Genomic DNA, 13,925 nt, shown 5'->3' on the forward strand with positions numbered 1-13,925 from the left:
GCACATGGGGAAGGTCCACGAGCACATCGACGACCGGATGCGCGCCTGGCTGTCGGCGCAGCACGTGTTCTTCGTCGCGACCGCGCCGAGCGGCCCGGACGGGCGCGTGAACGTCTCGCCCAAGGGTGTCGGCGGGACGTTCGCGGTGCTCGACGAGCGGACCGTGGCGTACGTCGACCTCACGGCGTCGGGGTCCGAGACGATCGCCCACCTGCGCGAGAACGGACGGATCACGCTGATGTTCTGCGCGTTCGACGGACCGCCGGACATCGTCCGCCTGCACGGGCGGGGCCGGTTCGTCACGCTGTACGACGACGACTTCGACGAGCTGCTCGCGCGGTTCGACGGCGGGCTCGACGAGTCGCAGGGTGCGCGGGCCGTCGTCGTGGTCGATGTCGAGCGGGTCTCCGACTCGTGCGGGTACGGCGTGCCCCTCATGGACTACCGCGGCGAGCGGGACCTGCTGCCGCAGTTCATGGCGCGCAAGGGCGTCGACGGGCGCGCGGCGTACCGGCGGCAGAAGAACCGGACGAGCATCGACGGGCTGCCGGGGTTCGACATGGACCCGGTGCCGGGCGGCGGCGCCGCGGGCTGACGGCCCCACGTCCGCGGTCCGCGACGGTGCGGCGAACGGGTGAACCGCCGGCGCACGCCTGTCGGGCGTCGGGCGGGGTGCCGTAGCCCTGGGGATGACCGAACCTGCCCGCCCCGCAGCGGGCGACCCGGCCGTCGAGGTCCGCGGGCTGCGCAAGACGTACCGCACGACGTCGTTGCGGCAGGTCGTCGCGGTCGACCGGCTCGACCTCACGGTGCCGTCGGGCGGGGTGCACGGGTTCCTCGGCCCCAACGGCTCGGGCAAGACCACGACGATCCGCATGCTCCTGGGGCTCGTGCGGCCGGACAGCGGGTCCGTGCGGCTGCTGGGGGCTCGCGTGCCCGACGGGCTGCCGGCCGTCGTCGGCCGCGTGGGGGCCGTCGTCGAGGGGCCGAGGTTCAGCCCCGACTTCTCGGGACGCCGCAATCTGCGGCTGCTCGCCGCCGCCATCGACGTCCCCGGCACGAGGGTCGAGGCGGCACTGGAACGGGTCGGCCTGCGCGAGCGCGGGCAGGACCAGTTCCGTCGGTACTCGCTCGGCATGAAGCAGCGGCTCGCGATCGCGGCCACGCTGCTGAAGGACCCCGCGCTGCTGATCCTCGACGAGCCGACGAACGGGCTGGACCCGCAGGGCATCCGCGACGTGCGCGCCACGATGCGGGCGCTGGCGGACGAGGGGCGCACCGTCCTGGTCTCCAGCCACCTGCTCGCCGAGGTCGAGCACGTCGCCGACACCGTCTCGGTCGTCGCGCGGGGGCGTCTCGTGGCCGAGGGGCGCGTCGGCGACCTGCTCGGTGGGGACGCCGCGCAGACGGTGCGGGTGGGGGTGGCCGATCCCGTCCGGGGGGCCCAGCTGCTCGTCGCGCACGGCTGGAGCGTCCGCGACGACGGGGCCGTGCTGCTCGTCTCGGGCGCACCGGGCGCGGCGGCGGTCACGGAGGTCCTCGCGCGCGGCGACGTCTTCCCGCACGAGGTCGGGGTCGTGCGCCGTGACCTGGAGTCCGTGTTCCTCGAGCTCACCGGCTCCGGTGCGCGCGCCGGTCGTGCGCCGGAGGTCGCGGCATGACCGCGCTGCTGCGAGCCGAGCTCGCGCGTGCCCGCGCGCGTCCGCTCGTGCTCGGGATGCTCCTGCTGGTCCTGCTCGGTGGGCTCGGCCTGGTGCTCACCGGGTGGTGGAGCACCCGCCCGCCGTCGCCGGCGCAGGTGGAGGCCGCTCGGGTGGCGCTGGCCGAGCAGGAGCAGGTCGTCGCGCTGTGCCTCGAGGCCCAGGCGCAGGCGCGCGCCGCGGGAGGGCCGGACGCCGAGCACGGCTGCAGCGACGTCGTGCCGTCCCTCGAGCGGTTCCTGCCGCAACGCCCGACCCTGGCGGCGGTCCTCACGGGACGGCTGCCGACCTTCGGGACGCTGGCGGTCCTGGCGATGGCCATGACCGCCGCGGGACTGGTCACGTCCGAGTTCCGGTCCGGGGCGATCGCCACGTGGCTGACCTTCGCGCCGCGCCGCGGGCAGGTGTTCCTGACCAAGCTCGCGGCGTCGTCGGTCGCCGCGCTCGTGGTCGCGCTCGTGCCCGCGGTGCTGACGCTCGCGGGCCTGGTGGCCGTGTGCGCGCTGAACGGCGTCGCATGGGGAGTGGACGGTGCGTGGGCGGTCCGGTTCCTGACCTCCGCGGTGCGGTGGCTCGTGGTCGGGCTCGCGGTGGCGGCGGCGGTGCACGGTCTCGCGTTCGCCGTCCGGCACGCCGCCGCGGTCACCGCAGTGGCCGTCTGGTGGGTCGCCACGGTGGAGTCCGCGTTGCCGCTGGTGCTGCCCGAGGCGGGCTGGCTGCGCACGTCCACGAACATCGCCGCCTTCGTCGAGGGCAGGGCGTGGTACTGGGTGCCGGTGTGCGTCACGGACCCGACCGTCCCGTCCGGTGAGACGTGCGAGCTCGCGTCCCACGCGGTCGGCGCGGGTCAGGGCGCGCTGGTGGGCGGTGTGCTCGTGGTGCTGATGGTCGTCGTCGGGTGGCTGTCGTTCCGGTTCCGCGACGTCACCTGACGCGTCGGCCGTTCACCTGGCCAGGCGCTCCACCACCGCACCGAAGAGCCCGGGGGCGCGTCGCGCCACGGGGACCAGCGCTGCGCGCAGCGGGGACCCCGCCCACGTGACCAGCCCCGAGGTGAGCACGCGGTAGTCACGCGTCGCCGCCCACCACGCGCGCTCGTACGCCGCGGGGTCGTCGAGCGTCGCGACGGCGGCGCGCGCCTGCGCGAACCCGACGCGCAGCCCCTCACCGGTGAGCGCGTCGACGTAGCCCGACGCGTCGCCGACGAGCCGGACGGGCCCGGCCGTGCGGCGCCGGCTGCGCTGCCGCAGCGGGCCCGCACCGCGCGCGGGACCGGTGGGCACACCGTCGAGGCGTGCCGCGAGCTCGGGAAGGGTCGCGAGCGTGGACGCGAGGTCCGTGCCGCGCGGTCCCAGGAGTGCCACGCCGACGAGGTCGGCGGCGACGGGGGTCACGTACGCCTCGGCGACCGGTGACCAGTGCACCTCGACGAGGTCCGACCACGGCGCCGTGCGGTAGTGGCGGCGCAGCCCGTAGCGGCGGCGGTCGGTGCCGGGCGGACGGCGGCGCGCAGGGGCCTCGAGCCCGACGAGGCGTCGCACGGTGGAGTGCAGCCCGTCGCACGCGAGCAGGTGGCGCGCGGAGACGCCCGCCGCCACGACGCCGGCGGGGCGGACCTGCACGTCGTCGACACGGGCGTGCGTCGTGACCGCTCCCAGGTCCGCCGCGCGCTCGCGCAGCGCGTCGTGCAGCACCGTGCGTCGCACGCCGCGGCCCGCCTCGCCGCGGAACCGGTGGTCGACGTGGCCCGCGCGGGAGCGATAGCTGATGCCCGCCAGCGCGCGCCCGGCCGGGTCGACGTCCCACGCCCGCAGCAGGCGCAGGGCTCCGGGCATGAGCCCCTCGCCGCACGCCTTGTCGACGGCGCCTGCGCGCGGTTCCACCACCACGACGTCCAGGCCGCGCAGCCGGGCCTCGATCGCCGCGGCGAGCCCGACGGGGCCGCCACCCACGACGAGGACGTCGGTGTCCACCGTGCTATGCCGCGACGGTGGCGAGCGCGCGCTCCTCCGCCGGGATCCGGAAGCGCAGCAGCAGCACCGCGTTGAGCACCGTGAACGCGAGGGCCGTTACCCAGGCCGTGTGCACCAGGGGCAGCGCGATCCCCTCGAGGACGACCGCCACGTAGTTCGGGTGGCGCAACCACCGGTACGGGCCGCCGCCGACCAGCGGCAGGTCCGGCACCACGATGACCCGCGTGTTCCAGCGCGGCCCCAGCGTGCCGATGCACCACCAGCGCAGCGCCTGGCTCGCGACGACGAGCGCGAGCGCGGGCCACCCGAGCCACGGCAGGAAGGGCCGGTCCGCCACGACGACCTCGACCACGCACGCCACGAGCAGCGCCGTGTGCAGCGCGACCATCGCGGGAAAGTGCCCGCGCCCGGTCTCGACGCCGCCGCGCGCGAACGACCAGCGCGCGTTGCGCGCCGACACCACGAGCTCGGCCAGGCGCTCGACGGCGGTCAGTGCGACCACCGTCAGGTAGAGAGGGAGCACGTCGTCAACCTTCCGTCGCGGACCAGCGCAGCAGGACGACCTCGGCGCTCACGCCGGGGCCGAAGGCGAGCAGCACCCCGGGCGACCCGCCGGGCGCCCCGGAGCGCAGGGTGCGGTCGAGCACGTCGAGCACCGACGCCGACGAGAGGTTGCCCACGGCGGCGAGCGAGGCCCGGCTCGCGGCGAGCGCGTCGTCGGGCAGGCCGAGCGAGTCGGAGACGGCGTCGAGGATTCTCGGCCCGCCGGCGTGCACGACCCACCGCGTGACGTCCCCCACCTTGAGGCCGTGCGCCGCGAGCAGGCCCTCGACGTCGGCCGCGAGCTCGGCGCGGATGACGTCCGGCAGCCCGGCGGAGAGCACGATCCGGAACCCCGTCGCGCCGACCTGCCACCCCAGGTCGCCCTCGGTGCCGGGGTACAGCCGGCTGCGGGCGGCCACGACCTCGGGGCCCTGCGCCCGTGCCGCCGCGGGGTGCGCGTCGCCGACGAGCACGGCCGCGGCCGCGCCGTCGCCGAACAGCCCGCTGGCCACGAGCGACGCGGGGTCGGTGTCGCCGTGCTGCAGCGTCAGCGAGCACAGCTCGAGGCACACGAGCAGCGCCGTGTCGTGCGGGTGGCCGACGAGGTGGTCGTGCACCCGCGCCAGTCCCGCGGCCCCACCGCCGCAGCCCCAGCCGAAGGACGGCGTCCGGCGCACGTCGCTGCGCATGCCCAGACGGCGCACCAGCGATGCGTCGACCGAGGGGGCGCCGATGCCGGTGACGCTCGTGAACAGCACGAGGTCGACGTCCTCGGCCGTGACACCCGCGTGCGCGAGGGCGTCGGCCGCCGCCTGCGCGGCGAGGTCCGTGCCGATACGCAGGTACAGGTCGTTCGCGTGACCGAAGTCGCGCACACCGGCGTAGTCCTGCGGTGCCAGTGCGAGGTGCCGCGTCCGTACGCCGCTGCCGGCGTGCAGGCGGCGCAGCAGCCGTGTCGCGCCCGCGTCGTCCCCCGCCACGAGCGGCACCACCACGTCGCTGATGCGGCCCTGCTCACGCGGCGGCCCCGGCAGGGCGGAGGCGACCGCGAGCAGGTGCGACATGTCGCGATCGTGCCACGGTGCCCGTCCCGCGGCGCGGGGAGCAGGCCCGGCGGCTACGGTCGCACCGTGACCGACGCCTCCCGACCCGTGCGGGCGCGGCCTCGCCCGGCCGAGCGCGTCGTCGCGCTGCTCGCCGCGTGCCACCCGGGCCCGACGGTCGTCGTCACGACGCTGTGCACGGCGCTCGCCGCGGCGGTCGGTGCGCCCGCGGGGACGGTCGCGCTCGTGCTCGCCGTCGTCCTCGCCGGCCAGCTCTCGATCGGGTGGTCGAACGACTGGGTCGACGCGGCACGCGACCGCGCGGTGGGGCGGCGTGACAAGCCGGTCGTCACGGGTGCCGTGAGCCCGGCGCTGCTGCGCGCGGCGGCGTTCGCCGCGCTCGCGCTCGCGGTGTGCCTGTCGCTGCTCGCCGGGCCGGCGGCCGCCGCGGCCCACGCCGCCGTCGTGGCCATGGGGTGGGCGTACAACGTGGGGCTGAAGTCGACGGTCGCGTCGGGCGTGCCGTACGCCGTCGCGTTCGGTGCGCTGCCGGCGTTCGTCGTGCTGGCCCGCCCGGGCGACGGCCTGCCCGCGGGCTGGCTGGTCGCGGTCGGTGCGCTGCTCGGCGTCGGCGCCCACCTCGTCAACGTGCTGCCGGACCTCGAGGACGACGCCGGGACGGGCGTGCGCGGGCTGCCGCACCGGCTGGGCCGCCGGGCGACGGCGGTGCTGGCGCCGGGGGTGCTGGCGGCGGCCGTCGTGGTCGCGGTCCTCGGGCCTCCCGGGCCGCCGCGGGTGGTGCCGGCCGCGCTCGGGGTCGGTGCCGTGGCGGTCGCGGTCACCGCGGGCGTCGTGGGCGCCGCGCGCCCGGCGAGCCGGGCCCCGTTCACGCTCGCGATGCTCGTCGCGGGCCTGTGCGTGCTCGTGCTCGTCGTGACCGGTGCGGACGGCGCGCTGACGTGAGGCGCGGCGGGGTCCGGCGCGACCACCGCCCCGGACGACGCCCGGCGTCCCGTGCCTCAGTCGTCCTGCAGGTCCACGACGACGCGCGCCGGGTCGCCGAGGACCGTGACGCGGAACTCACGGGGCCCGTCGTCCACACCGACGAACGACTGCGTCATCCCCTCGAACGTCAGCGGACGCACCACGTGCTCGACGTCGCCGTCGGCGGGGCGCAGGTCCTGGGAGTGCTCCTGGGGCCCGGACTCCGTCGGGTACGTCGTGCCGACGAGCCACACCTGGAGGATCGCGTCGCCGTCGACCTGGCGGACCTCGCCGCTCGGGTCCTCGACGGCCTGCTCGACGTACCCCACGCGGTACCCCGGGACGCCCTGGCCACCCTCGAGCTGGTAGACGACCCGGTCGTACCCGTCGTGCTCGCCGGTACGCACCTCGGTGACGACGTACCCCGACGCGTCCCCGTCGGACGCGAGCTCCGTGCCGGGGGCGCTGAACGCGCCGAGGTCGGTCTCGGGCTCCGGCGCGGGCGCCGGAGCCCGAGAGGGCGTCGGCTCGGGGGTCGGGGGCGGGGTGGGGCTCGCGGTCGCCGGTGCGGTCGACGTGGGGCCGGGTGTCGTCGCCGGGTCGTCGGCGGCGCCGCACGCCGTGAGGGTCGTGGCCAGCAGCGCGACGGCGCCCGCGGTCGCGGCACGGCGTGCGGGTGTGACGGTCATGGGTGCCTCCTCGGCTCGTCCTCCACCGTAGGGCGCGCCGACAGGAGCGTCCCGCGGCGCACCGCGACGGCACGAGAAGTCCGATGGGTGGACACGTCAACCACGATGCGAGACGAGAGGGGTGGAACGTGACATCCGCCGACCGCAGGCGTATGGTCACCAGCGTGCAGACGATCCTCGTAGTACTTCCTGAGCGCGCCGGCTGACGCCACCGCCCCAGGTCGCTCGTCGCGCGCGCTCGCCCCTCGTCCAGCCCGGTGCCCGGGTCGAGGGGCTTTTTCGTGCCCGGCGTCCGTCCGGCGCGGCCCCCTCGCACCGGACGACCACCACCCGCACTCGACCCGCAGGAGACGCAGATGGTCCAGGGTCCCCATCCCGCACCCCCCCGCTCGGTCGTGCGCCCCGTGCGCGCGGCGGCGGACGTGCCGAGCCCCGTCGACGAGGCCGCCGACGCGCAGCGCCGCGTCGGGCCCGAGAAGGTCACCGGGGCGCAGTCGATCGTCCGCTCGCTGGAGGAGGCGGGCGTCGAGGTCGTGTTCGGGATCCCGGGCGGCGCGATCCTGCCGACGTACGACCCGCTCATGGACTCGAAGAGCGTGCGCCACATCCTCGTGCGCCACGAGCAGGGCGGCGGGCACGCCGCCGCGGGCTACGCGTACTCCTCGGGCAAGGTCGGCGTCACCATGGCGACGTCCGGCCCGGGCGCGACCAACCTCGTCACCGCGATCGCCGACGCCAACATGGACTCGGTGCCGATGGTCGCGATCACGGGCCAGGTCGGTGCCCCGATGATCGGCACCGACGCGTTCCAGGAGGCCGACATCGTCGGCATCACGCTGCCGATCACCAAGCACAACTACCTCGTGACGGACGCGGACGACATCCCGCGGACGATCGCGGAGGCGTTCCACATCGCGCGCTCCGGTCGTCCCGGGCCGGTGCTCGTCGACATCGCGAAGTCCGCGATGCAGGCGCAGACCACGTTCTCGTGGCCGCAGGAGATCGCGCTGCCCGGCTACCACCCGGTGACCAAGCCGCACGCCAAGCAGATCCGCGAGGCCGCCCGGCTCCTGGCCACGTCACGCCGGCCCGTGCTGTACGTCGGTGGCGGCATCGTCCGCTCCCGCGCCTCGGAGCTGCTGCGCCGGCTCACCGACCTGTCCGGAGCGCCCGTCGTCACCACGCTCATGGCCCGCGGCGCGCTGCCCGACTCGCACCCGCAGAACCTGGGCATGCCCGGCATGCACGGCACGGTCGCGGCCGTCGCCGCGCTGCAGAAGGCCGACCTCGTCGTCGCCCTCGGCGCGCGGTTCGACGACCGCGTGACGGGCAAGCTGTCGTCGTTCGCACCGAACGCCACGGTCGTGCACGCCGACATCGACCCGGCCGAGATCGGCAAGAACAAGCGCGCCGACGTGCCGATCGTCGGCGACCTGCGCGAGGTCATCGCCGACCTGCTGCCCGAGCTCGAGCGCGAGCACGGCCAGCACGGGCGCCCCGACCTCGAGGCGTGGTGGCAGCAGCTCGACGCGTGGCGCGAGACGTTCCCGCTGGGCTACGACGAGCCGACGGACGGGCACCTGGCCCCGCAGCACGTGATCTCGCGGATCGGGGAGATCTCCGGCCCGGACGCGATCTACGTCGCGGGCGTCGGTCAGCACCAGATGTGGGCCGCGCAGTTCATCCGGTACGAGCGCCCCGACTCCTGGGTCAACTCCGGCGGTCTGGGCACCATGGGCTTCTCGGTGCCCGCCGCGATGGGCGCGAAGGTGGGCGACCCGAGCCGCACGGTCTGGTCGATCGACGGCGACGGCTGCTTCCAGATGACCAACCAGGAGCTCGCCACCTGCACGATCAACGAGATCCCCATCAAGGTCGCGGTGGTCAACAACAGCTCGCTCGGCATGGTCCGGCAGTGGCAGACCCTGTTCTACGAGTCGCGCTACTCCAACACCGACCTGCACACGGGGCACGGCACCGCGCGCGTGCCCGACTTCGTCAAGCTGGCCGACGCGTACGGCGCGGTGGGCCTGCGGTGCGAGACCAAGGCCGACGTCGACGCGACGATCAAGCGCGCGCTGGAGATCGACGACCGTCCCGTCGTCGTCGACTTCACGGTGTCGCGCGACGCCATGGTGTGGCCGATGGTCGCCGCCGGTGTGAGCAACGACGACATCCAGTACGCGCGCGGCATCAGCCCCGCGTGGGACCGCGAGGACTGAGAGGAAGAGGAGCGATGACCCGCCACACCCTGTCCGTCCTCGTCGAGAACAAGCCCGGCGTGCTCACACGCGTCGCGGGCCTGTTCGCCCGGCGTGCGTTCAACATCCACTCCCTCGCGGTCGGCCCGACCGAGCACGAGGAGATCAGCCGCATCACGGTCGTCGTCGACGTCGACGCGCTCCCGCTGGAGCAGGTGACGAAGCAGCTCAACAAGCTGGTCAACGTCATCAAGATCGTCGAGCTCGAGGACGCCGCGTCCGTCCAGCGCGAGCTGCTGCTCGTCAAGGTCAAGGCCGACGTCGCGCAGCGCACGCACGTGCTCGAGGTCGTCCAGCTCTTCCGCGCGCACGTCGTCGACGTCGTGCCGGACACCGTCGTCATCGAGGCGACCGGCAGCCCGGGCAAGCTCGACGCGCTGCTCGCGGCGCTGGAGCCCTTCGGCATCCGTGAGATCGTGCAGTCCGGCACCGTCGCCATCGGCCGCGGCTCGCGGTCCATCACGGACCGCGCCCTCGAGCGCGTGAGCCGGTCCGCCTGACTGCCCAGCACCACCCGTACGTACTGACGAAGACATCACTTCTCGAGGAGATTCCACCGTGGCTGAGCTGTTCTACGACGACGACGCCGACCTGTCGATCATCCAGTCCCAGAAGGTCGCCGTCATCGGCTACGGCAGCCAGGGGCACGCGCACGCCCTCAACCTGCGCGACTCCGGCGTCGACGTGACGGTCGGTCTGCGCGAGGGCTCGGCCTCGCGGGCCAAGGCCGAGAACGAGGGCCTCAAGGTCGCCACCGTGGCCGAGGCCGTCGCGGGTGCCGACGTCGTCGTCATCCTGGCGCCGGACCAGGTCCAGCGCCTCGTCTACCGCGACGAGATCGAGCCGAACCTCAAGGACGGCGCGGCGCTCGTCTTCGGGCACGGCTTCAACATCCGCTTCGGCTACATCAAGCCGGCCGCGGGTCACGACGTGCTCATGGTCGCGCCCAAGGGCCCGGGTCACCTGGTCCGCCGCGAGTACGTCGACGGGCGCGGCGTGCCGGTCATCGTCGCGGTCGAGCAGGACGCGTCGGGCAAGGCGTGGGATCTCGCGCTGTCGTACGCCAAGGGCATCGGCGGCCTGCGTGCGGCCGGCATCAGGACGACGTTCACCGAGGAGACCGAGACCGACCTGTTCGGCGAGCAGGCCGTCCTGTGCGGTGGCGTCTCGCAGCTCATCCAGTACGGCTTCGAGACGCTCACCGAGGCGGGCTACCAGCCCGAGGTCGCGTACTTCGAGGTGCTGCACGAGCTCAAGCTCATCGTCGACCTCATCTGGGAGGGCGGCATCACCAAGCAGCGCTGGTCGGTCTCCGACACGGCCGAGTACGGCGACTACGTCTCCGGCCCGCGGGTCATCACGCCCGAGGTGAAGGAGAACATGAAGGCCGTCCTCGCGGACATCCAGAACGGCGCCTTCGCCGAGCGCTTCATCGCCGACCAGGACGCGGGCGCCCCGGAGTTCCAGGAGCTGCGCGCCAAGGGCCAGAACCACCCGATCGAGCCCGTCGGCCGCGAGCTGCGCAAGCTGTTCGCGTGGAGCAAGCCGACGGACAGCGACTACCAGGAGGGTTCGGCGGCCCGCTGAGGCGGCCCCACCCTGTCCCGCGAGAGGTCGGTCCAGCCCTGCGCCGGACCGACCTCTCGCGTCGTGGCGGGTGCGGCGTGCGCGGCCGGGGCGCGTGGGGGAGGATCGGCGCAGGTCCGGCGCCCGGGGCGTGGCGGCGGGCGTGGGACGACGAGAGGTGGACGATGACCGAGCAGCCGACGGCCGGGGTCGAGGCAGACACGCAGGACACGCGGATCGCGGACTTCTGGGAGGCGGCGCGCGGCCACCTCGGCTGGGGCAAGCTCGACACGGTGCTGGGGGAGTCGGTCGACGGTGCCGTGGCGCCGCCCGCGTGGTCGTTCGGGGACGACGCGCGGCTCGCCGACGAGCTGCTGGCGCTCGTGCTGGCAGGGCGCAAGACCGCGACGTCCACGGCGCTGGTGGAGTTCGGCGCCGAGCCGCTGCCGAAGGTCGGGGACGTGTCGATCGTGCTCGACTCCGCGGGCGACCCGCGCGCGCTGCTGCGGACCACCGCGGTCGAGGTGCTGCCGTTCGACCAGGTGGGGGCGGACCTGGCGGCCGCCGAGGGCGAGGACGACCTGACGCTGGAGTCCTGGCGCCGTCAGCACGAGGTGTACTGGCGCCGGGTGCTGGGCGACGACGCGTTCTCGTCCTCCATGGACGTCGTCACCGAGCGGTTCGAGCTCGTGTACCCCACGAGCGGTCCGACGCCGGCCGTCGACTGACGCCGCACGCGCCGGGCGTCGTGCCCGGCGCGACCGCGTGATGAGACGGCTCGTCCCGAGGCGTGGACGCGGGAGTACCATGCGAGCATGGCTGACACGACCTCCCCCCCCATCCTGGACCTGGCCGTCGTGGCCGGTGACGGCATCGGGACGGAGGTCGTCGAGCAGGGTCTCCTCGTGCTCGAGCAGGCGCTGCACGGCACGGGGACGACGGTTCGCACGACCGACTTCGACCTCGGCGCACGCCGCTGGCACACGACCGGGCAGACGCTGACCGACGAGGACCTCGCGGCGATCCGCACCCACCACGCGATCCTTCTCGGAGCGATCGGCGACCCGACGGTCCCGTCGGGCGTCCTCGAGCGCGGGCTGCTGCTCAAGCTGCGCTTCGCGCTCGACCACTACGTCAACCTGCGCCCCGGCAAGCTCTTCCCCGGCGTGCGCAGCCCGCTGGCGAACCCCGGCGACGTGGACTTCGTCGTGGTGCGCGAGGGCACCGAGGGCCCTTACGTCGGCAACGGCGGCGCGATCCGTGTCGGCACCCCGGCCGAGGTGGCCAACGAGGTCAGCGTGAACACGGCGTTCGGCGTCGAGCGGGTGGTGCGTGACGCGTTCGCACGCGCCGCGGCCCGTCCGCGCAAGAAGCTCACGCTGGTGCACAAGCACAACGTGCTCGTGCACGCCGGGCACCTGTGGCGCCGCACGGTCGAGGCCGTCAACGCCGAGTTCCCGGACGTCACAGTCGACTACCTGCACGTGGACGCCGCGACGATCTTCCTCGTGACGGACCCGGCCAGGTTCGACGTCATCGTCACGGACAACCTCTTCGGTGACATCCTCACCGACCTCGCCGCCGCGATCACGGGTGGCATCGGCCTCGCGGCGTCCGCGAACATCAACCCGGACCGCACGGCGCCCAGCATGTTCGAGCCCGTCCACGGCTCCGCGCCGGACATCGCGGGCCAGGGCAAGGCCGACCCCACCGCCACCGTCCTGTCGGTCGCGATGCTGCTCGACCACGTCGGTCTGCCGGACGCCGCCCGCGCGGTCGAGGGGGCCGTCGCGGCCGACCTCGCCGAGCGTGGCGCCGCCGAGCGAGTACGGTCGACGGCCGAGGTGGGCAAGGACCTCGCCGCCCGCGTCGCCGGCTGAGCCCTCGGGTCCGGTCGAGCGCGGCGCGTCCGCCGGTCCGCAGGCACGCCTGCGCCCTGTCCTCCCGGCCGTCCGCACCGGTACCGTCGACGTCGACCCTGGTGAAAGGCCTCCCATGAGCACCGCGACGACCCCTTCGTCCGAGACGTTCCAGATCCACCTCAGCGATGCGCCCGCGAGCGTCGCCGACCGTGAGGCCGCGCTGGCCTCGCCGCAGTTCGGCGTCGTGTTCACCGACCACATGGCGCGCGTCTCCTGGGCGCACGGCAGCGGGTGGACCGACCGTCGGGTCGAGAAGTACGGCCCGCTGCACCTCGACCCCGCCACCGCCGTGCTGCACTACGGGCAGGAGATCTTCGAGGGTCTGAAGGCGTACGCGCACGCCGACGGGTCGGTGTGGACGTTCCGGCCGGACGCCAACGCGGCGCGTTTCGCACGCTCCGCGCGGCGCCTCGCGCTGCCCGAGCTGCCCGAGGCCGACTTCCTCGGTGCGATCCGGGCGCTCGTCGAGGTCGACCGCGCGTGGGTGCCCACGGGCGAGGAGACGAGCCTGTACCTGCGCCCGTTCATGTACGCCTCGGAGGCATTCCTCGGCGTGCGCCCGTCGCTCGAGGCGGAGTTCCTCGTCATCGCCTCGCCCGTGGGTCCGTACTTCCCGGGCGGTGTGCGGCCGGTGTCGATCTGGGTCTCGCAGGAGTACCACCGTGCCGGTGCCGGCGGCACGGGTGCCGCCAAGTGCGGCGGCAACTACGCCGGGAGCCTGCTGCCGCAGCAGGAGGCGTACGCCAAGGGCTTCGAGCAGGTGTGCTTCCTCGACGACCGCACCGGCACGCAGCTCGAGGAGCTCGGCGGCATGAACGTCGTCGTCGTGCACGCGGACGGGTCCGTCGTGACGCCGCCGGTGTCGGGCACGATCCTGGAGGGCGTGACCCGCTCGTCCCTCCTCACGCTGCTCGTCGAGGCGGGCCACGAGGTCTCCGAGCGCCCGGTGCTGCTGGCCGACCTGCGCGCAGGGCTCGCCGACGGCAGCGTGACCGAGGTCTTCGCGTGCGGCACCGCCGCCGTCATCACACCGATCGGACGGCTCGCGAGCGACGACTTCGACCTCGTCGTCGGCGACGGCTCGGCGGGTCCCGTGACCTCGCGCATCCGCGCCCAGCTCACGGACATCCAGTACGGCCGGGCGTCCGACCCGCACGGGTGGATGCGTCGGCTCGTCTGAGGCGCGACCCGGCCCGGAGCGCACGACGTCACGGCGGCAGGGCGCTGCACCGGTGCCCTGCCGC

At 74.3% G+C, this 13,925-nt stretch carries 14 protein-coding genes; 10 read left to right on the plus strand and 4 right to left on the minus strand.

The features are described from left to right. The first annotated feature begins 4 nt into the window (after positions 1 to 4). The 3 genes from CFLA_RS05835 to CFLA_RS05845 all read left to right on the plus strand — a co-directional run bounded on the left by CFLA_RS05835 (position 5) and on the right by CFLA_RS05845 (position 2,632). Complete coding sequence (locus CFLA_RS05835; protein ID WP_013116393.1) at positions 5 to 595, plus strand: pyridoxamine 5'-phosphate oxidase family protein; 591 nt, start codon at positions 5 to 7, stop codon at positions 593 to 595. Positions 596 to 689: 94 nt separating this feature from the next. Then, on the plus strand, positions 690 to 1,661 hold the full coding sequence (locus CFLA_RS05840) for an ABC transporter ATP-binding protein (protein ID WP_013116394.1): 972 nt from the start codon (positions 690 to 692) through the stop codon (positions 1,659 to 1,661). Next, positions 1,658 to 2,632 (plus strand): ABC transporter permease subunit, encoded by a 975-nt coding sequence (locus tag CFLA_RS05845; protein ID WP_013116395.1) that lies wholly within the window; start codon positions 1,658 to 1,660, stop codon positions 2,630 to 2,632. Before CFLA_RS05840 ends, CFLA_RS05845 begins: the two co-directional genes overlap by 4 nt. Positions 2,633 to 2,644: 12 nt before the next feature. Here the strand turns inward: CFLA_RS05845 and CFLA_RS05850 are convergent, their stop codons facing one another. From CFLA_RS05850 to CFLA_RS05860, 3 genes are read right to left on the minus strand one after another with little or no spacing between them, the layout of a single operon-like run. Continuing rightward, positions 2,645 to 3,673, minus strand: a complete 1,029-nt coding sequence (locus CFLA_RS05850; protein WP_013116396.1) for an NAD(P)/FAD-dependent oxidoreductase — start codon at positions 3,671 to 3,673, stop codon at positions 2,645 to 2,647. A 4-nt stretch (positions 3,674 to 3,677) separates the two neighbouring features. Continuing rightward, positions 3,678 to 4,196: an isoprenylcysteine carboxyl methyltransferase family protein gene (locus CFLA_RS05855; RefSeq protein ID WP_013116397.1), complete on the minus strand. Its 519-nt coding sequence runs from the start codon at positions 4,194 to 4,196 to the stop codon at positions 3,678 to 3,680. Between the two features lie 4 nt (positions 4,197 to 4,200). Beyond that, positions 4,201 to 5,280, minus strand: a complete 1,080-nt coding sequence (locus CFLA_RS05860) for a type III polyketide synthase (protein WP_013116398.1) — start codon at positions 5,278 to 5,280, stop codon at positions 4,201 to 4,203. 66 nt (positions 5,281 to 5,346) lie between these two features. Between CFLA_RS05860 and CFLA_RS05865 the strand changes: the two genes are divergently transcribed. After that, the gene (locus CFLA_RS05865; protein WP_013116399.1) at positions 5,347 to 6,222 is read left to right on the plus strand and encodes a UbiA family prenyltransferase; all 876 of its coding nucleotides are present in this window, start codon (positions 5,347 to 5,349) and stop codon (positions 6,220 to 6,222) included. 56 nt (positions 6,223 to 6,278) lie between these two features. Here CFLA_RS05865 and CFLA_RS05870 read toward each other — a convergent pair whose 3' ends face one another. Continuing rightward, positions 6,279 to 6,932, minus strand: coding sequence for an AMIN-like domain-containing (lipo)protein (locus CFLA_RS05870; protein ID WP_013116400.1), 654 nt, complete (start codon positions 6,930 to 6,932; stop codon positions 6,279 to 6,281). Positions 6,933 to 7,288: 356 nt separating this feature from the next. Between CFLA_RS05870 and CFLA_RS05875 the strand changes: the two genes are divergently transcribed. The 6 genes from CFLA_RS05875 (at position 7,289) to CFLA_RS05900 (ending at position 13,861) form a co-directional block, all read left to right on the plus strand. Further along, positions 7,289 to 9,154, plus strand: coding sequence for an acetolactate synthase large subunit (locus tag CFLA_RS05875; protein ID WP_013116401.1), 1,866 nt, complete (start codon positions 7,289 to 7,291; stop codon positions 9,152 to 9,154). A 14-nt stretch (positions 9,155 to 9,168) separates the two neighbouring features. Beyond that, positions 9,169 to 9,693 carry an acetolactate synthase small subunit gene (ilvN, locus tag CFLA_RS05880; protein ID WP_013116402.1) on the plus strand — a complete coding sequence of 175 codons (525 nt, stop codon included), beginning with the start codon at positions 9,169 to 9,171 and terminating at the stop codon, positions 9,691 to 9,693. 58 nt (positions 9,694 to 9,751) lie between these two features. After that, a complete protein-coding gene (ilvC, locus tag CFLA_RS05885; RefSeq protein WP_013116403.1) occupies positions 9,752 to 10,780 on the plus strand; it encodes a ketol-acid reductoisomerase in 1,029 nt (342 codons plus the stop codon). Between the two features lie 164 nt (positions 10,781 to 10,944). Continuing rightward, positions 10,945 to 11,487 (plus strand): ASCH domain-containing protein, encoded by a 543-nt coding sequence (locus CFLA_RS05890; RefSeq protein ID WP_013116404.1) that lies wholly within the window; start codon positions 10,945 to 10,947, stop codon positions 11,485 to 11,487. Between the two features lie 87 nt (positions 11,488 to 11,574). Then, a complete protein-coding gene (locus CFLA_RS05895) occupies positions 11,575 to 12,639 on the plus strand; it encodes a 3-isopropylmalate dehydrogenase (RefSeq protein WP_013116405.1) in 1,065 nt (354 codons plus the stop codon). Between the two features lie 115 nt (positions 12,640 to 12,754). Next, on the plus strand, positions 12,755 to 13,861 hold the full coding sequence (locus CFLA_RS05900; protein ID WP_013116406.1) for a branched-chain amino acid aminotransferase: 1,107 nt from the start codon (positions 12,755 to 12,757) through the stop codon (positions 13,859 to 13,861). Positions 13,862 to 13,925: the final 64 nt, after the last annotated feature.

Source organism: Cellulomonas flavigena DSM 20109 (genome assembly GCF_000092865.1).
GTDB classification, from domain to species: domain Bacteria; phylum Actinomycetota; class Actinomycetes; order Actinomycetales; family Cellulomonadaceae; genus Cellulomonas; species Cellulomonas flavigena.

Coding starts and splice junctions, on each gene's coding strand:
- CFLA_RS05900 (WP_013116406.1), top strand. CDS start 12,755: ATGAGCACCGCGACGACCCCTTCGTCCGAGACGTTCCAGATCCACCTC.
- CFLA_RS05870 (WP_013116400.1), bottom strand. CDS start 6,932: ATGACCGTCACACCCGCACGCCGTGCCGCGACCGCGGGCGCCGTCGCG.
- CFLA_RS05860 (WP_013116398.1), bottom strand. CDS start 5,280: ATGTCGCACCTGCTCGCGGTCGCCTCCGCCCTGCCGGGGCCGCCGCGT.
- CFLA_RS05890 (WP_013116404.1), top strand. CDS start 10,945: ATGACCGAGCAGCCGACGGCCGGGGTCGAGGCAGACACGCAGGACACG.
- CFLA_RS05835 (WP_013116393.1), top strand. CDS start 5: ATGGGGAAGGTCCACGAGCACATCGACGACCGGATGCGCGCCTGGCTG.
- ilvN (WP_013116402.1), top strand. CDS start 9,169: ATGACCCGCCACACCCTGTCCGTCCTCGTCGAGAACAAGCCCGGCGTG.
- CFLA_RS05840 (WP_013116394.1), top strand. CDS start 690: ATGACCGAACCTGCCCGCCCCGCAGCGGGCGACCCGGCCGTCGAGGTC.
- CFLA_RS05895 (WP_013116405.1), top strand. CDS start 11,575: ATGGCTGACACGACCTCCCCCCCCATCCTGGACCTGGCCGTCGTGGCC.
- CFLA_RS05875 (WP_013116401.1), top strand. CDS start 7,289: ATGGTCCAGGGTCCCCATCCCGCACCCCCCCGCTCGGTCGTGCGCCCC.
- CFLA_RS05845 (WP_013116395.1), top strand. CDS start 1,658: ATGACCGCGCTGCTGCGAGCCGAGCTCGCGCGTGCCCGCGCGCGTCCG.